The sequence below is a fragment of the Nitrosospira multiformis genome (genome assembly GCF_900103165.1).
Taxonomy (GTDB): Bacteria; Pseudomonadota; Gammaproteobacteria; order Burkholderiales; family Nitrosomonadaceae; genus Nitrosospira; species Nitrosospira multiformis_D.
Map to the genome: position 1 here is coordinate 842,629 of NZ_FNKY01000001.1, position 14,102 is coordinate 856,730.

13 protein-coding genes are annotated in these 14,102 nt (G+C 54.4%); 6 read left to right on the forward strand and 7 right to left on the reverse strand.

Annotated features, from left to right (window positions below; all coding sequences use genetic code 11):
- Positions 1-24 precede the first annotated feature (24 nt).
- From rodA to BLR00_RS03850, 5 genes are all read right to left on the reverse strand, one after another.
- Positions 25-1,125 (reverse strand): rod shape-determining protein RodA, encoded by a 1,101-nt coding sequence (gene rodA / locus BLR00_RS03830; RefSeq protein WP_074630885.1) that lies wholly within the window; start codon positions 1,123-1,125, stop codon positions 25-27.
- Positions 1,118-3,025 carry a penicillin-binding protein 2 gene (gene mrdA / locus BLR00_RS03835; protein WP_074630886.1) on the reverse strand — a complete coding sequence of 636 codons (1,908 nt, stop codon included), beginning with the start codon at positions 3,023-3,025 and terminating at the stop codon, positions 1,118-1,120. Before mrdA ends, rodA begins: the two co-directional genes overlap by 8 nt.
- Positions 3,022-3,543, reverse strand: a complete 522-nt coding sequence (gene mreD, locus BLR00_RS03840) for a rod shape-determining protein MreD (protein WP_074630887.1) — start codon at positions 3,541-3,543, stop codon at positions 3,022-3,024. The genes mrdA and mreD overlap by 4 nt, the downstream gene beginning before the upstream one ends.
- The gene (gene mreC, locus BLR00_RS03845; protein WP_074630888.1) at positions 3,530-4,438 is read right to left on the reverse strand and encodes a rod shape-determining protein MreC; all 909 of its coding nucleotides are present in this window, start codon (positions 4,436-4,438) and stop codon (positions 3,530-3,532) included. Before mreC ends, mreD begins: the two co-directional genes overlap by 14 nt.
- Before the next feature lie 72 nt (positions 4,439-4,510).
- On the reverse strand, positions 4,511-5,569 hold the full coding sequence (locus BLR00_RS03850) for a rod shape-determining protein (RefSeq protein WP_004176601.1): 1,059 nt from the start codon (positions 5,567-5,569) through the stop codon (positions 4,511-4,513).
- 112 nt (positions 5,570-5,681) lie between these two features.
- Here BLR00_RS03850 and gatC point away from each other — a divergent pair, with 112 nt between their 5' ends.
- The 3 genes from gatC to gatB all read left to right on the forward strand — a co-directional run bounded on the left by gatC (position 5,682) and on the right by gatB (position 9,130).
- Positions 5,682-5,969, forward strand: a complete 288-nt coding sequence (gatC, locus tag BLR00_RS03855; RefSeq protein WP_074630889.1) for an Asp-tRNA(Asn)/Glu-tRNA(Gln) amidotransferase subunit GatC — start codon at positions 5,682-5,684, stop codon at positions 5,967-5,969.
- A gap of 123 nt (positions 5,970-6,092) precedes the next feature.
- Entirely contained in the window at positions 6,093-7,547 is a 1,455-nt protein-coding gene (gene gatA / locus BLR00_RS03860) for an Asp-tRNA(Asn)/Glu-tRNA(Gln) amidotransferase subunit GatA (RefSeq protein WP_074630890.1), read from the forward strand.
- A gap of 101 nt (positions 7,548-7,648) precedes the next feature.
- Positions 7,649-9,130 carry an Asp-tRNA(Asn)/Glu-tRNA(Gln) amidotransferase subunit GatB gene (gene gatB / locus BLR00_RS03865; protein ID WP_074630891.1) on the forward strand — a complete coding sequence of 494 codons (1,482 nt, stop codon included), beginning with the start codon at positions 7,649-7,651 and terminating at the stop codon, positions 9,128-9,130.
- Between the two features lie 88 nt (positions 9,131-9,218).
- Here the strand turns inward: gatB and BLR00_RS03870 are convergent, their stop codons facing one another.
- Complete coding sequence (locus tag BLR00_RS03870) at positions 9,219-9,959, reverse strand: pteridine reductase (protein WP_074630892.1); 741 nt, start codon at positions 9,957-9,959, stop codon at positions 9,219-9,221.
- A 64-nt stretch (positions 9,960-10,023) separates the two neighbouring features.
- Here BLR00_RS03870 and BLR00_RS03875 point away from each other — a divergent pair, with 64 nt between their 5' ends.
- A complete protein-coding gene (locus BLR00_RS03875; protein ID WP_074630893.1) occupies positions 10,024-11,250 on the forward strand; it encodes a class I SAM-dependent methyltransferase in 1,227 nt (408 codons plus the stop codon).
- A 148-nt stretch (positions 11,251-11,398) separates the two neighbouring features.
- Entirely contained in the window at positions 11,399-11,833 is a 435-nt protein-coding gene (locus BLR00_RS03880; RefSeq protein ID WP_074630894.1) for a CBS domain-containing protein, read from the forward strand.
- A gap of 48 nt (positions 11,834-11,881) precedes the next feature.
- On the opposite strand, the gene BLR00_RS03885 is transcribed toward BLR00_RS03880, so the two are convergent.
- On the reverse strand, positions 11,882-12,505 hold the full coding sequence (locus BLR00_RS03885) for a TMEM165/GDT1 family protein (protein WP_442512575.1): 624 nt from the start codon (positions 12,503-12,505) through the stop codon (positions 11,882-11,884).
- Between the two features lie 207 nt (positions 12,506-12,712).
- Here BLR00_RS03885 and BLR00_RS03895 point away from each other — a divergent pair, with 207 nt between their 5' ends.
- Entirely contained in the window at positions 12,713-14,095 is a 1,383-nt protein-coding gene (locus tag BLR00_RS03895; protein WP_176759930.1) for a (Fe-S)-binding protein, read from the forward strand.
- The last annotated feature ends 7 nt before the right edge of the window (positions 14,096-14,102 follow it).

The window sequence follows — 14,102 nt, forward strand, 5'->3', positions numbered from 1 at the left end:
TTCTTGATCCCGAATCGCTATTCCTCACGTTTTCACCAGCTTAGGATGCGTCTGTATGCTCATCAAAATACCAAATCCCAGTAACATTGTCACCATTGACGTGCCGCCGTAGCTGATCAGCGGCAGCGGTACGCCCACCACGGGCAGAATACCGATAACCATCCCGATATTGACGAAAATATACGTGAAGAAAGTCAGCGTGATCGAGCCGGCGATAAGACGCGTAAACTGGGTCGGGGCATTGGCGGCAATAATCATGCCGCGCCCTATTACCAATAGATATAGCAGCAACAGCAATGAATTACCGATCAGGCCGAATTCCTCCGAGAATACCGCGAAGATGAAATCGGTACTTTTCTCGGGGAGAAAATCGAGATGGGTCTGAGTTCCGTTCTGCCAGCCTTTGCCAAGGACACCCCCGGATCCTATGGCAATGGTGGACTGGATGGTATGGTAGCCGGCTCCCAGCGCATCCTGCGTCGGATCGAGCAGTGTCATGACACGCCGGCGCTGGTAATCGTGCATCATTGACCACAGGATTGGCAGACTCCCGGCGCCGGCGATCACCAGGGCGGCCATAATGCGCCACGACAACCCGGTCAGGAACAGAACGTAGAAACCGCTGGAGGCGATCAGCAATGCGGTACCCAGATCTGGTTGACGCATGATCATCACGACCGGGATCAGCAGCAGCAACGTAGCGACCGCGTAATCCCTCAGCCGCAGGGTGGCTTCATGTTTGTCAAAATACCACGCCATCATCAGCGGCACCGCTATTTTCATCAATTCGGAAGGCTGGATACGCGTCACACCAATGTTCAGCCAGCGCCGCGCACCGTTGTTGATTTCACCGAATAGCGCCACGCCAAGCAACAGGAAAAGACCGGCTATGTATATCGGGAGAGCGATACGCATGATATGCTGCAACGGAATATTCGCGATCAGCCACATGATGCCAAGCGCCACCAGCATGTTGATCGCCTGATTAGTGACGCGACTCAGGTTTGCGTCGGTGGCGCTATACAGCGTGGCGAGGCCAGTCAGCATCAGCAGCAGAATCCCGCTCAGCAAGAAACCATCTACATAGCGCGTGAGGTAGTGCCATAAGCGCAATGGCTTAATCATGCGCGCCTTCCTCATCTTCGGGAATGGTCTTTGCCGCGGCTTCTTCCGGCAACTTGCCGAGCAGATGGTAATCCATTACCAGCCTGGCGACGGGTGCGGCGGTAGCGCCGCCGTGACCGCCGTTTTCCACCAGCACCGCCAGCGCTATTCTGGGGTTTTCCGTGGGGGCGTAGGCAACGAACAGCGCATGGTCGCGATGGCGTTCCTGAACCTTGCTTTCCACATATTTCTCCCCTTGCTTCATGCCGACCACTTGCGATGTACCCGTCTTCCCCGCAAAGGTATAGGCGGCATCCGCGCCGGCGAGTGCCGCGGTGCCACCGGGCCGGGTCACCGCTATCAGCGCGTTTTGAACGTGCGTCAGATTAGCGGGATTGAGGTTGAGGGTGTATAGAGGTTGCGTGACGATTTCCCGGACCTCTCCATTCTTGTTATTGTGAACCTGCTTTACCAGATGCGGACGGAAGGCGGTACCCTTGCTGGCGAGGATCGCAGTCGCGAAAGCCAGCTGCAGGGGGGTGGTCAGATTGTAGCCTTGGCCGATACCCACGGAAATAGTGTCACCCGCGTACCATTTCTGCTTGTATCGTTTCATTTTCCATTCTTGCGAGGGCAATAATCCACTGGCTTCGCCGTCGATATCGATCCCGGTTTTCTTCCCCAACCCGAACTGACCGGTAAAATTGAAAATGTTGTCTATACCGAGGTCATTGGCAAGCCCGTAATAATAGGTGTCACACGACACGACCAGGGATTTGTGCAGATCCACATAGCCATGGCCACCCGCCTTCCAGTCACGGAAGCGGTGGGTGCTGCCAGGCAGGCTGAAGTATCCGGGATCACTGATTCCTTGCTGGGGAGTGCGTTTCTTCAGCTCCAGGCCGGCCAGCGCCATGAAGGGCTTGAACGTGGAACCTGGGGGATACAATCCGCGCAAAGCCCGGTTGTTCAGCGGCCTGTCGATGGAGTTATTCAGTAAATCCCAGTTCTCGGAGTCGATACCATCGACAAACAGATTGGGATCGAAGCCCGGCTTGCTGACGAACGCCAGTACATCGCCCGTGGCGGGATCAATCGCTACCAGCGCGCCGCGCCGGTTTCCAAATGCTTTTTCCGCAACCTCCTGCAACTTGATATCGAGCGATAACGTCAGATTATTGCCCGAGATTGGCGGGGTACGGGATATGACCCTTATTACCCGGCCAGCCGCGTCGGTTTCCATTTCCTCGAAGCCGGTAATACCGTGCAGTTCCTTCTCGTAGCTTTGTTCGATGCCGATTTTGCCCATATACAGCGAGCCGCGATAGTTGGCCAGATTTTCGTTAGCCTCCAGCTGCTCCAGATTTTTGTCGTTGATGCGGCCAATATAACCCACCACATGTGACGCAATTTCCCCTTTTGGATACTGGCGGAACAAGCGCGCTTTAATTTCCACTCCCGGAAAACGATAGCGGTTGGCGGCGAAGCGCGCGACTTCCACATCCGATAAACGAGTCCGAATGGGCAGGCTTTCAAACCGCTTGCTTTCGTCCATCAGTTTCTTGAACCGCTTGCGGTCTCTCGCTGCTATCTCGATTACGGTGGACAGCTCATTGATGAGAGCTTCCAGATCGGTCACCTTGCTTGGCACGATCTCGAGCGTATAGGCTGAGTAGTTATGTGCTAATACCTCGCCATTACGGTCGAAAATCAACCCCCTGTTAGGGACGATAGGTGCGATGGATATCCGGTTGGCTTCCGCCAGAGTGTGATAGTGGTCGCGCTGCGATACCTGCAAGTAAAAGAATCGGGAAAATAGCAGAAGGAACAGCAGCAGCACGAACACGGCGCCAATGGCAAGCCGTACCCGGAAATGATGCAGTTCACGGGGGTGATTACGAAGCTCTACCGTTCGCTTCATAACATATTGGAATCAGACTTGGGCCTTTGGGGTATTCTCAATAACGAGGAGAGCAGCGGCCACAATGCGGTGCCGGTAGCGCTGGCAAGAAAGAAATTCCAACCGGGAAAATCCGCCCCATCCAGTAGCCAGGTCAGAAGCATGACAGATTGCCCCATGAGCAATATCAGGCCCATCTGGGGGGCCTGCTTCAGCAGACCAAAATTATATAAGCGCCGCTGGAATAGCAACGCGGCAAAAGCCATGATGCTGTATGCCAGGGCATGCTGGCCGAGTGTCCCGGCATTGCCGATATCCATTAACAGGCCCATGCCAAAAGCGGTACTCATGCCAACCCGCTGCGGTTGATTGATACACCAGTAAAGTATCGTCAGTGCGGTGAAATCAGGCCATAACGTCAGTAGTGCATCCTTGAGCGGCAACAGATTCAGCAGCAGCGCTGCCATCAAGCTGAGGAAGATGAATGAGCCTTTGACAGGCCGCAGAATTTCCTGCCTGGGATGGTCAGCGAATGCCAACTTTTTCCCTCTTCTTGCTCTCGAGTTTGGGCTTGGTTTCGAATACGTCCACCGGATTTTCCATAGCGGGTGTCATCGCGGACAATATCAGCAGTTGCCGGTGACGGCCCACTCCAGCGGCGGGTGTGCAGATAACACGTGCAAAGATATAAGTCGGATTGCGCTCGATTTTCGATACTACCGCCACGGGAAGACCGGGCGGATAAACACCATCTATACCGGAAGTCACCAGCATATCGCCCTCTTCGATATCGGTGTTGACCGCTACATAACGCAGTTCCAGCGTTCCATCCTTGCCTGTGCCGGATACCACCGAGCGTAAGCCGTTACGGACGATCTGCACCGGCACTGAGTGATCCTTATCGGTAATGAGCGTGACTTCGGACAACCATGGAGAGTTGCGAGTAATCTGTCCCACCACGCCTGCATCGTCCACCACTACCTGGCCTGGCTGAATACCGCTCTGACTGCCTTTATCAAGTATGACCTTGCGGTTGAATGGATCGCGCGGGACGTGCAGAATTTCGGCCATGACAGCTTTACTTTCCATACGTTGTGCGGCTTCCAGCAGTTTACGCAGCTGTGTGTTCTCGGCCTCCAGTGCCTGTAGCTGCTGGAGTTGTCCACGGTCGGCAAGGTACCGCTGCTTGAGATATTCGTTTTCGTCTGTCAGATGCTGACTGACGAAAAATTCCGTGCCCGTGTCATAGATTGTTGCGGGTACATTGGCCAGTTTTTGTAATGGATAAATCACTACGCTGAACGCCTGGCGAATTTCGGAGAGATATTTAAACCGGGTATCAGCCGCCATCAGCAGCAAGGACAGTAATACAAAAAACCCCAGTCGAGCCAGCAAACTGGGGCCTTGCCTGAAAAACTGCGGGGCCGTTTCCATTACGTCTCAGTTTCGGGGGTTCCCAATACAGAGTGCGTTCCGCCAGGGGTTGAAGGGGATGCGCCGACCCATTTAATCACTGGCAAATATACCAACCAAATGGTCCATATTCTCCAGCGCGACGCCCGATCCGCGCACGACGCAGGTAAGCGGGTCTTCCGCAATGATTACCGACAAGCCGGTTTCTTCCATCAGCAGGCGATCGATATCACGCAGCAATGCGCCACCGCCGGTTAGCACCATACCTTTTTCAGCGATATCCGCTCCGAGCTCGGGCAGCGTGTGTTCCAGCGCGGATTTGACCGCACTGACGATACTATTCAGGGGATCGGTCAGTGCTTCAAGGATTTCGTTGCTGGAAATGGCAAAGCTGCGTGGAATCCCTTCCGCAAGATTGCGCCCCTTGACTTCCATTTCACGTACTTCCGATCCCGGGAAGGCGGAGCCAATCTCTTTTTTGATCAATTCGGCGGTGACTTCACCGATCAGCATGCCATAGTTGCGGCGAATGTAATTGATAATAGCCTCGTCGAACTTGTCGCCTCCAACGCGTACCGAGTTCGAATAAACGATGCCGCCGAGTGATATCACACCCACTTCCGTAGTGCCGCCGCCAATATCGACCACCATCGAGCCGGTGGCCTCCTCGACCGGCAAGTTGGCACCGATAGCGGCAGCCATCGGTTCTTCGATCAATTCCACTTTGCGCGCACCGGCACCATAAGCCGCTTCGCGGATGGCGCGGCGCTCCACCTGGGTGGAGCCGAAAGGAACGCAAATGACAATGCGTGGATTGGCGGAAAACAGTCGAGGCGGGTTTACCTTCTTGATAAAGTGCTTCAGCATCTGTTCGGTAACGGTGAAGTCGGCAATTACGCCATCCTTCATGGGGCGGATCGCAGTGATATTGCCGGGTGTGCGTCCCAGCATCTGCTTGGCCGCCAGTCCTACCTGCTGAATTATTTTCTTGCCGTTGGGACCGCCATCCTGACGTATTGCCACCACCGAGGGCTCGTTGAGCACGATGCCCTGACCACGAACGTAAATCAGGGTATTGGCGGTACCCAGATCAATCGCCATGTCAGTAGAAAAATAGCCCTTCAGTATGTTGTTGTTTATAAAATTAAGCATGTAAACGAAATCCGTTGGAGATGACAGTGATAAAAAGCGCGCGAAAAGAATGCGTCGGTCAGGTCGGCTATGATACTCTATTAGCTATTTGAATATAAGGGTTTTGGCGGTAATGTCACTGTCTCTGGATGATGTAAAACGCGTCGCAAACTTGGCCCGCATTGAGGTGAGCGAGGATGAGGCACGCACTGTGCTGGCGCAATTATCGGATATCTTCGGTCTGATCCAGGAAATGCAGGCAGTGAATACGTCTGCGATAAAACCTGTGTCTCATGCTCAGGATGTTATGCAGCGCCTCCGCGCGGATGTGGTGACCGAGATCGATCAGCGTGAATTGTTCCAGTCAATAGCGCCCAAGGTAGAGGCAGGGCTTTACCTGGTGCCGAAAGTCATCGAGTGATTCTGAACAAGTCTCCGGGATCGCCAGCGACGCGCTTCACGGAGGATTTATTCGGAGGCCCTTTTAGCATACCCCGGAACCCTCCTGTCATCTTTCCATGATCTGCTTCGTTCCAAAAATACCATGTTGAACTTCGGTCTTACGCAACTTTCCGCCTTGCTTGCGGCAAAAAAAATTTCCAGCGCTGAACTGACCGCCGAGTTTCTTGGGCGCTCGAAGTCACTGAATCCGGACTACAACGCTTTCATTACAACCGATGAAGAAACAAGCCTTGCCCAGGCACGAGCCGCCGATGCCATGATCGCGGCCGGTCAGGCGCACCCATTGACCGGTATTCCTATCGCCCAGAAGGATATTTTCTGTACCAAGGGATGGGTTACCACCTGTGGATCGAGGATGCTGTCGAACTTCATTTCGCCTTACGATGCTCATGTGATCGAGCGTTTCAATGCGGCCGGGGCGGTGAATATCGGCAAAACCAATATGGATGAGTTCGCCATGGGGTCGAGCAACGAAACTTCCTTTTATGGGCCGGTAAAAAATCCATGGGACATTACGGCCGTACCGGGAGGCAGTTCGGGCGGCTCCGCCTGCGCGGTCGCTGCGCGCATGGCTCCCGCCGCGACCGGCACCGATACAGGCGGTTCAATCCGCCAGCCCGCAGCGCTATGCGGAATCTCAGGCATCAAGCCCACTTACGGACTGGTATCGCGCTACGGCATGATCGCGTTTGCTTCCAGCCTCGACCAGGGTGGGCCAATGGCGAAATCAGCGGATGATCTGGCATTGATGCTGAACGTCATGGCAGGATTCGATGCGCGTGATTCAACCAGTCTACAGCGTGAACCCGAAGACTACGCGCGCGATCTGGAAAAGCCGCTGGAGGGCCTGCGTATCGGTCTGCCGAAGGAATACTTCGTCAAGGAAATAAACGATGACGTGGCGCGTGCCGTGGAAGCGGCTATCGCGGAATACCGCAAGCTGGGTGCCAAAACGGTGGAAGTGTCGCTGCCCGCTACGAAACTTTCAGTGCCAGTTTATTACGTATTGGCCCCGGCGGAGGCGTCGAGTAACCTCTCTCGTTTCGACGGCGTGCGTTACGGTTACCGCGCTCCGGAATATATCGACCTCAACGACATGTACCGTAAAAGCCGCGCCCAGGGTTTCGGCGCGGAAGTGAAGCGCCGCATTCTGATTGGCACTTACGTGCTATCGCACGGGTACTACGACGCATACTACATCCAGGCACAGAAACTGCGCCGTCTGATCGCACAGGATTTTATCGAGGCATTCAAACAATGCGACATTATCATGGGGCCGACTTCACCCACGGTTGCATTCAATCTGGGAGAGAAAAGCAGCGATCCGGTGCAGATGTATTTGTCCGATGCCTACACCATCGCGGTTAACCTCGCCGGGTTGCCGGCCATGTCCATTCCTGCGGGTTTTGGCAACAAAAACAGGCCGGTGGGATTGCATATTATCGGTAATTATTTTGCGGAAGCGCAAATGCTGAATGTGGCTCATCAATACCAGCGGGCAACTGACTGGCATATTCGGATGCCCATTCCGCTATAGGCTTGATCTGTCACCCCAGACCCCGCGAATAATCCGATGATTGTTCCAGTTTTCTCCGGGTGTCGGGGTTAGAGTTGTTGGATAAGAAAAGGATACTCGCAATGCAATGGGAAATCGTTGTCGGTCTTGAAGTGCATACCCAGCTCTCGACCCAATCAAAAATATTCTCCGGCGCCTCGACCGCATTTGGCGCGGCGCCCAACACCGAGGCTTGCGCGGTCGATCTCGCGTTGCCGGGTGTGCTGCCGGTATTGAATCGCGGCGCGGTGGAGCGGGCGATCAAACTGGGTCTGGCGGTGGGTGGCAAAATCAGTTCACCCTCAATTTTTGCCCGTAAGAATTATTTCTATCCCGATTTGCCCAAAGGTTACCAGATCAGCCAGTACGAATTACCGGTGGTTGAAGGCGGCAGCATCACGATTCAATCTGGCGAGGTTGAAAGAGTCATTCGCCTCACCCGCGCACACCTGGAAGAGGATGCGGGCAAGTCACTCCATGAGGATTTTCATGGCATGACCGGCATCGATCTGAACCGTGCCGGCACCCCCCTGCTGGAGATCGTTTCCGAGCCGGATATGCGCAGCAGCGCGGAAGCGGTGGTGTATGCCAAAACACTGCATTCGCTGGTGCGCTGGATCGGCATCTGCGACGGCAACATGCAGGAAGGATCGTTCCGGTGCGACGCCAATGTATCCGTTCGTCCCCAGGGATCGGACAAACTTGGCACCCGCTGCGAGATAAAAAACCTCAACTCGTTCCGGTTTCTTGAGAAAGCGATTGATTACGAGGCCAGACGGCAGGTAGAAATCCTTGAAGATGGCGGAACCATACAACAGCAAACCCGGCTCTACGATTCGGATAAGGATGAAACCCGTGCCATGCGCAGCAAAGAAGACGCGCAGGATTACCGCTACTTCCCTGATCCGGATTTGTTGCCACTGGAAATCGGGGAAGACTGGATTGCGGAAGTGCGGCGTGGGTTACCCGAATTGCCGCAGCAAATGCGAGCCCGCCTTGAACGCGACCATGGGCTTTCCACCTATGACGCGGCGGCTCTGACCGGCGATCGGGAAATTGCAGAGTACTACGAAGCGGTTATCGAAAAGCTCCCTTCCGACCCCAAACTTTGCGCAAACTGGGTAATGGGCGATATCTCCGCCTATCTGAATGACGAAGGAAAGTTTTTTGATAGTTGCCCGCTATCTCCGGAGCAACTTGCACAGCTTCTGGCGCGTATCAAGGATGGCACTATCTCCGGCAAGATTGCGAAGGAGGTATTCAAACAGATGTGGGTCAAGGTGAGCGCGCAGCCGGTGACCTGGAAGCGCCACGATCCGGGGTTGGGTACGAATCTCGCCGACCAGATCATCGAATCGCAGGGTTTGAAGCAGATCTCCGACTCAGGCGAACTGGAAAAATTGGTCGACGAAGTGATCGCCGCGAATACGAAATCCGTCGAAGAATTTAAAGCCGGCAAGGAGAAAGCCTTTAATGCTCTGGTTGGCCAGATAATGAAGGCCGCCAAAGGCAAGGCCAACCCGGCGCAGGTGAATGAGATATTGAAGAAGAAGCTGATGGAATAAGTGTAGGTTGGGGTAAGGCACGCACTCCAACATATCATGGCATTGGAAATAAACGTTGGGGTTCCTTCGTCACCCCAACCTACATTTATTACAGATTCACGCTGCGTCCACCATCCACCGCGATGATCTGACCGGTGATATACGGTGCGTCGGCAATCAGGAAAGCCACCGTTCTGGCGATGTCATCCGGCTCACCCGTACGTTTCAGGAGCGTCCTCTCGATAATATGCTCGCGTGCTGCTTCCTCCTTCCATTCGCCATTTTCCGGCCACAGAATGGGACCGGGTGAGATGCCGTTTACGCGGATTTCCGGCCCCAGCTCCTGGGCCAGTGATCGGGTAAGCGCCGCCAGGCCGCCTTTGGCGGCGTTGTATACCACGTATCTTTTCAGCGGCCACTCTGCATGGATATCGACGATATTGACGATGCAGCCATGCTGTTTTCTGAGTTCTGGTGTTGCTGCCTGAGACAGGAATAGAGGGGCCTTCAGGTTGCTGCCGATGAGGTCGTCCCACATCTTTTCCGTGATTTCTCCCAGTGGTGTGGGGAAAAAGCTGGAGGCATTATTGACCAGGGCATCGAGTTTTCCAAAATGAGTCACGGTTTCGTCAATCAGGCCGGGTAGCTGTGCGATATCGAGCAGATCGGCTTGCACCAGTGCCACCGAGCCGGGACGGATTTGATTCAGTTCAGCCTGCAACGCCTGTGCTTCCCCCGCTGATGCCCGATAATGCACGATCAGATCTGCGCCTCGCGCGTGCAGCCTGCGGCAGGTCGCAGCACCTACCCGCTTAGCTCCGCCGGTGATGAGTATCACTTTTCCTTGCATCGGTATCTCCCCTACACTTGTCCCTGTACACTTGCGCAACAATCATTAATTTAACACAGCGCCAATGCAGCCACTACCGCCACTACCTGTTCCGAGCGAAGCAGCCCTTCAGCATAGCCGCGCCGTAAAGGAACTCATTGATGCTGAGCTCACTGCCGCTGGTGGCTGGATTTCGTTTGCACATTATATGAAGTTGGCGTTATACGCGCCGGGATTGGGTTACTACAGCGGCGGTGCAGCTAAGTTCGGGCAGGAAGGAGATTTTGTCACCGCGCCGGAAATCTCACCGCTGTTCGGCCGGGCGGTGGCGCGACAGGCGGTGCAAGTGCTGGAACTCACGGATGGCGCTGGCGATATTCTGGAATTCGGGGCAGGCACCGGCAAGCTCGCGTTCGATTTGCTGCTTGAACTGGAAAGACTCGGTCGCTTGCCAAGGCTGTATTTTATTCTTGAGGTCAGTGCGGAACTGCAACAGCGGCAACGTCAATTATTTGAACGATACGCACCACATCTCTTGTTGCGGGTTGTATGGCTGGAATGTTTGCCCGCCAAGTTTAATGGGCTGATACTGGCCAATGAGGTCCTTGATGCAATGCCGGTACATCTGGTAGCGTGGCGCAATGCCGGTCTATTCGAGCGCGGTGTGACGTCGAGTGTATCGAGTGGCGATGAATTCGAGTGGAGCGAACGCCCGCTCGGGGAAGGAGAACTTTTCGAGGCTGCGCGCGAATTGACTCCCAGGATTGCATCCGGCAACGGCAATATCGGCAACGGCAATATCGGCAACGATGTGGATGAATACGTCAGCGAAATCAGTTTGGCCACACGGGGGTTTATGGCCAGCCTCGCGAATATTTTGGAGCGGGGAGCCATAGTGCTGATCGACTACGGTTTCGGGCGCGGGGAGTACTACCATCCCCAGCGCAGCCATGGAACACTGATGTGCCATTATCGTCACCACGCGCATGACAATCCGTTTTATCTGCCGGGCTTGCAGGACATTACCAGTCATGTGGACTTCAGCGCCATTGCCGAAGCGGGTACAAACGCCGGATTGGATCTGCTGGGTTATACCACTCAGGCATATCTCCTTATCAACTGCGGGATAACTGAAATTCTGGCGCGAATGCCGGTGGAGAACGTAAAAGAATATTTGCCGCTGGCAAATCAGCTACAGAAGCTGGTGAGTCCCGCTGAAATGGGTGAACTTTTCAAGGCCATTGCTTTCGGCAAGAATATTTCTCAACCACTTTTCGGATTCACCAATGGCGATAAAAGCCGTCTTTTGTAAAAATGTGGCAGGTGCCGTGGCAATGCTGCTTCCATAGACATACCTATGGGGACAAGCTGCCCAAGTTTTTTCTTTGCCGTGTTATGATTGAATGAGCTTGATCAGCAAGTTTTCGGATATTTTAAACTGAAGCGTGGGGAATGGTGCCATGGCGACTGTAAGGCAATTACTGCAAGGCAAGGGATACGAAGTTGCGAGCGTCAAGCCGGATAAATCAGTGTACGATGCGATGCAATTGATGGCCGCCAAGAACATTGGCGCACTGCTGGTGCTGGAGAATGGAAAATTGGCCGGTATTTTTACTGAAAGAGATTATTCGCGTAAGGCGTACCTGCTGGATAAATCCGCGAAGGACATTCAGGTAAAAGAACTGATGACCGCACAGGTAGCGTACGTAAGTCCCGACTATACAGCCGAGGATTGCATGGCATTGGTCACGGAGATGCGGGTACGCCACTTGCCGGTGCTTGAAAACAATGAAGTAGCCGGCATTATTTCCATCGGCGATCTGGTCAAGGACGCGATTTCCGGCCAGGAATTCATCATCAACCAACTCGAACGTTATATCCACGGCATCCGCTGACTGAAATAAGCTCCGCTATCAGTGTTCGCGGCTCACGATTTGGCGCTATCAATAGGGCCCCGCGCCGCCAGACAGCGACCAGACGCCCATCAGCAAGAATGAGGCCGCCGCGAACCATCGTACCCACTTCATGTTGATACGGTCAGCAAGTGCCTCGCCGATCCAGACAGCGGGCGCGTTGGCGAGCATCATGCCGAGTGTGGTTCCCAGTACGACCGCCGTCAGCGCATCATAGCGCGCTGCCAGTGCCACCGTCGCAAACTGTGTCTTGTCTCCCATTTCCGCCACGAAGAAAGCGATCAGCGTGGTTATGAACACACCGGCACTGAAAATGCGCGGATTTTCATCGAGCGTGTCGGGCTTCAGCACCCACAAACCGAAACCGATGAACGACAGTCCGACGATCCAGTTGAGCGATTGCGGAGAGATCAGGCTTGCCAGCCAGGCGCCGACCGAAGCCGCCAACGCGTGATTAAGCAAAGTGGCAACGAAAATACCCGCCATGATGGGATAAGGCCGCCGTAGTTTGGCAGCCAGAACAAATGAAAGAAGCTGGGTCTTGTCGCCGATTTCGGCAAGAGCAACCAGCAGGGTGGAGGTAAAAAAGGCTTCCAAGATTGAAGGTGTGGAGAGAAGAACGGTCGGGGAATTGTAGCGCGATTCTGCTGTCACATATCGTTCCTTGATTCAATAAGTGATTCAAATGATCGATATTGCATGCCCATAAGTTGTCCGATGATGATATCGGATCTATTCTGTACCTTGATTCCGCGATGCCGGTGAAGAGTCCCTTTGTCTTTGCAGGTGTTAGGGGGTAGACTCTTCGAATGTGCTGCGGTTCTAACAAAAGCGGGTCTACGATCGTTCTGTTCAGCGGAGATGATCATCAAGCCTTCTGATCTTCCACCCGATTTTTCTGTCGATACACTCATCGCTGAAGCTAATCGCTGCGTCGCATGCGGGCTTTGTCTGCCGCATTGTCCGACGTACCGTATCACACAGTCTGAAGCTGACTCGCCCCGCGGACGCATTGCCCTGATGAGCGGCGTCGCCAGCAATCGCATTCCGATGAATGCGCGCTTTGTTTTGCACATAGACCGCTGCCTTACCTGCCGCGCTTGCGAGGCAGTGTGCCCGAACCACGTCAGCTACGGGAAACTGGTGGACGGAACCCGCGCCATGATTTCGTCATCATTCCTGGATCTTCCAAGCGAGAAAACAGCGACGCGAAAATCCCGGTTTCGGCGATGGGTGGAGAATGAAATACTCGCCAAATCCAGCCGTCTGGACGCATTACGCCCGCTCCTGCGTTTTTATGAAAGATCAGGCTTGCAAAAGATCGTTCGAAGATCCGGCGTGCTTGGGAAAACAAGGCTCGCCGTGTTGGAGGGGCAATTGCCGCCCGTCGGCACACCTTGCTCCTTATCCGGTAGAGGCGGCGTGGCCAATACATGGCAAGCCGTTTATCCCGCAATCGGGAATCCGCGCGGCGAAGTCGGGCTGTTTCTCGGCTGTGTCGCGCGGTTGACGGATGTCGCAACGCTCAATTCGACAATATTCGTGCTTAACCATCTGGGTTACACGGTACATGTGCCGTCCACGCAGACATGTTGCGGTGCCTTGCATCAACATGGCGGGGACAGGCAAACGGCAACGCAACTGGCGCGACAGAATATGAGGGCTTTTGAGGGACTGGGACTGAATTTGCACGCAATCATCAGCACTGCGTCGGGTTGCGGCGTGCAATTGACGGAATACCCTTCTCATAATGTATCAGAAACGCCGCAACAGTCGATTCTTCAATCATTGCATGCGGAAGAGGAAGCCGGGAAATTTTCCGCTAAAATCATGGATATCAGTGCATTTCTGGCAAAGGCGGAGGGATGGGGCAACATAAAGCCCCAGCCATTGCCGCATAAAATCGCGGTGCATGAGCCATGCAGTCTGCGCAATGTCTTGCGCGGTTCGGCACATCCCTATGCGTTGCTGGCGCGCATTCCGGACGCGCAGATTACTCCGCTGGCGGGAAACGATCAGTGCTGCGGTGCGGCGGGAACCTATTTTCTGGATCAAGCAGAGATGGCGCAGGTGTTGCTGCGTGATAAAATAACCATGCTGGATGCAAGCGGCGCGCGTTACCTTGCCACATCCAATGTGGGTTGCGCCATGCACATTGCCGGCGCGTTGCGTGAGGCAGGCTCGCAGATCGAGGTGCTGCATCCGGTAACACTGCTGGCGCGGCAGATGGGTATGCCAACATAATCTACGT

Excerpts from the sequence above, each read along its gene's own strand:
- mrdA (WP_074630886.1), bottom strand. The coding sequence starts at position 3,025 with ATGAAGCGAACGGTAGAGCTTCGTAATCACCCCCGTGAACTGCATCAT.
- BLR00_RS03875 (WP_074630893.1), top strand. The coding sequence starts at position 10,024 with ATGCAGCCACTACCGCCACTACCTGTTCCGAGCGAAGCAGCCCTTCAG.
- gatB (WP_074630891.1), top strand. The coding sequence starts at position 7,649 with ATGCAATGGGAAATCGTTGTCGGTCTTGAAGTGCATACCCAGCTCTCG.
- BLR00_RS03880 (WP_074630894.1), top strand. The coding sequence starts at position 11,399 with ATGGCGACTGTAAGGCAATTACTGCAAGGCAAGGGATACGAAGTTGCG.
- rodA (WP_074630885.1), bottom strand. The coding sequence starts at position 1,125 with ATGATTAAGCCATTGCGCTTATGGCACTACCTCACGCGCTATGTAGAT.
- BLR00_RS03850 (WP_004176601.1), bottom strand. The coding sequence starts at position 5,569 with ATGCTTAATTTTATAAACAACAACATACTGAAGGGCTATTTTTCTACT.
- mreC (WP_074630888.1), bottom strand. The coding sequence starts at position 4,438 with ATGGAAACGGCCCCGCAGTTTTTCAGGCAAGGCCCCAGTTTGCTGGCT.
- gatA (WP_074630890.1), top strand. The coding sequence starts at position 6,093 with ATGTTGAACTTCGGTCTTACGCAACTTTCCGCCTTGCTTGCGGCAAAA.
- BLR00_RS03870 (WP_074630892.1), bottom strand. The coding sequence starts at position 9,959 with ATGCAAGGAAAAGTGATACTCATCACCGGCGGAGCTAAGCGGGTAGGT.
- BLR00_RS03895 (WP_176759930.1), top strand. The coding sequence starts at position 12,713 with ATGATCATCAAGCCTTCTGATCTTCCACCCGATTTTTCTGTCGATACA.
- gatC (WP_074630889.1), top strand. The coding sequence starts at position 5,682 with ATGTCACTGTCTCTGGATGATGTAAAACGCGTCGCAAACTTGGCCCGC.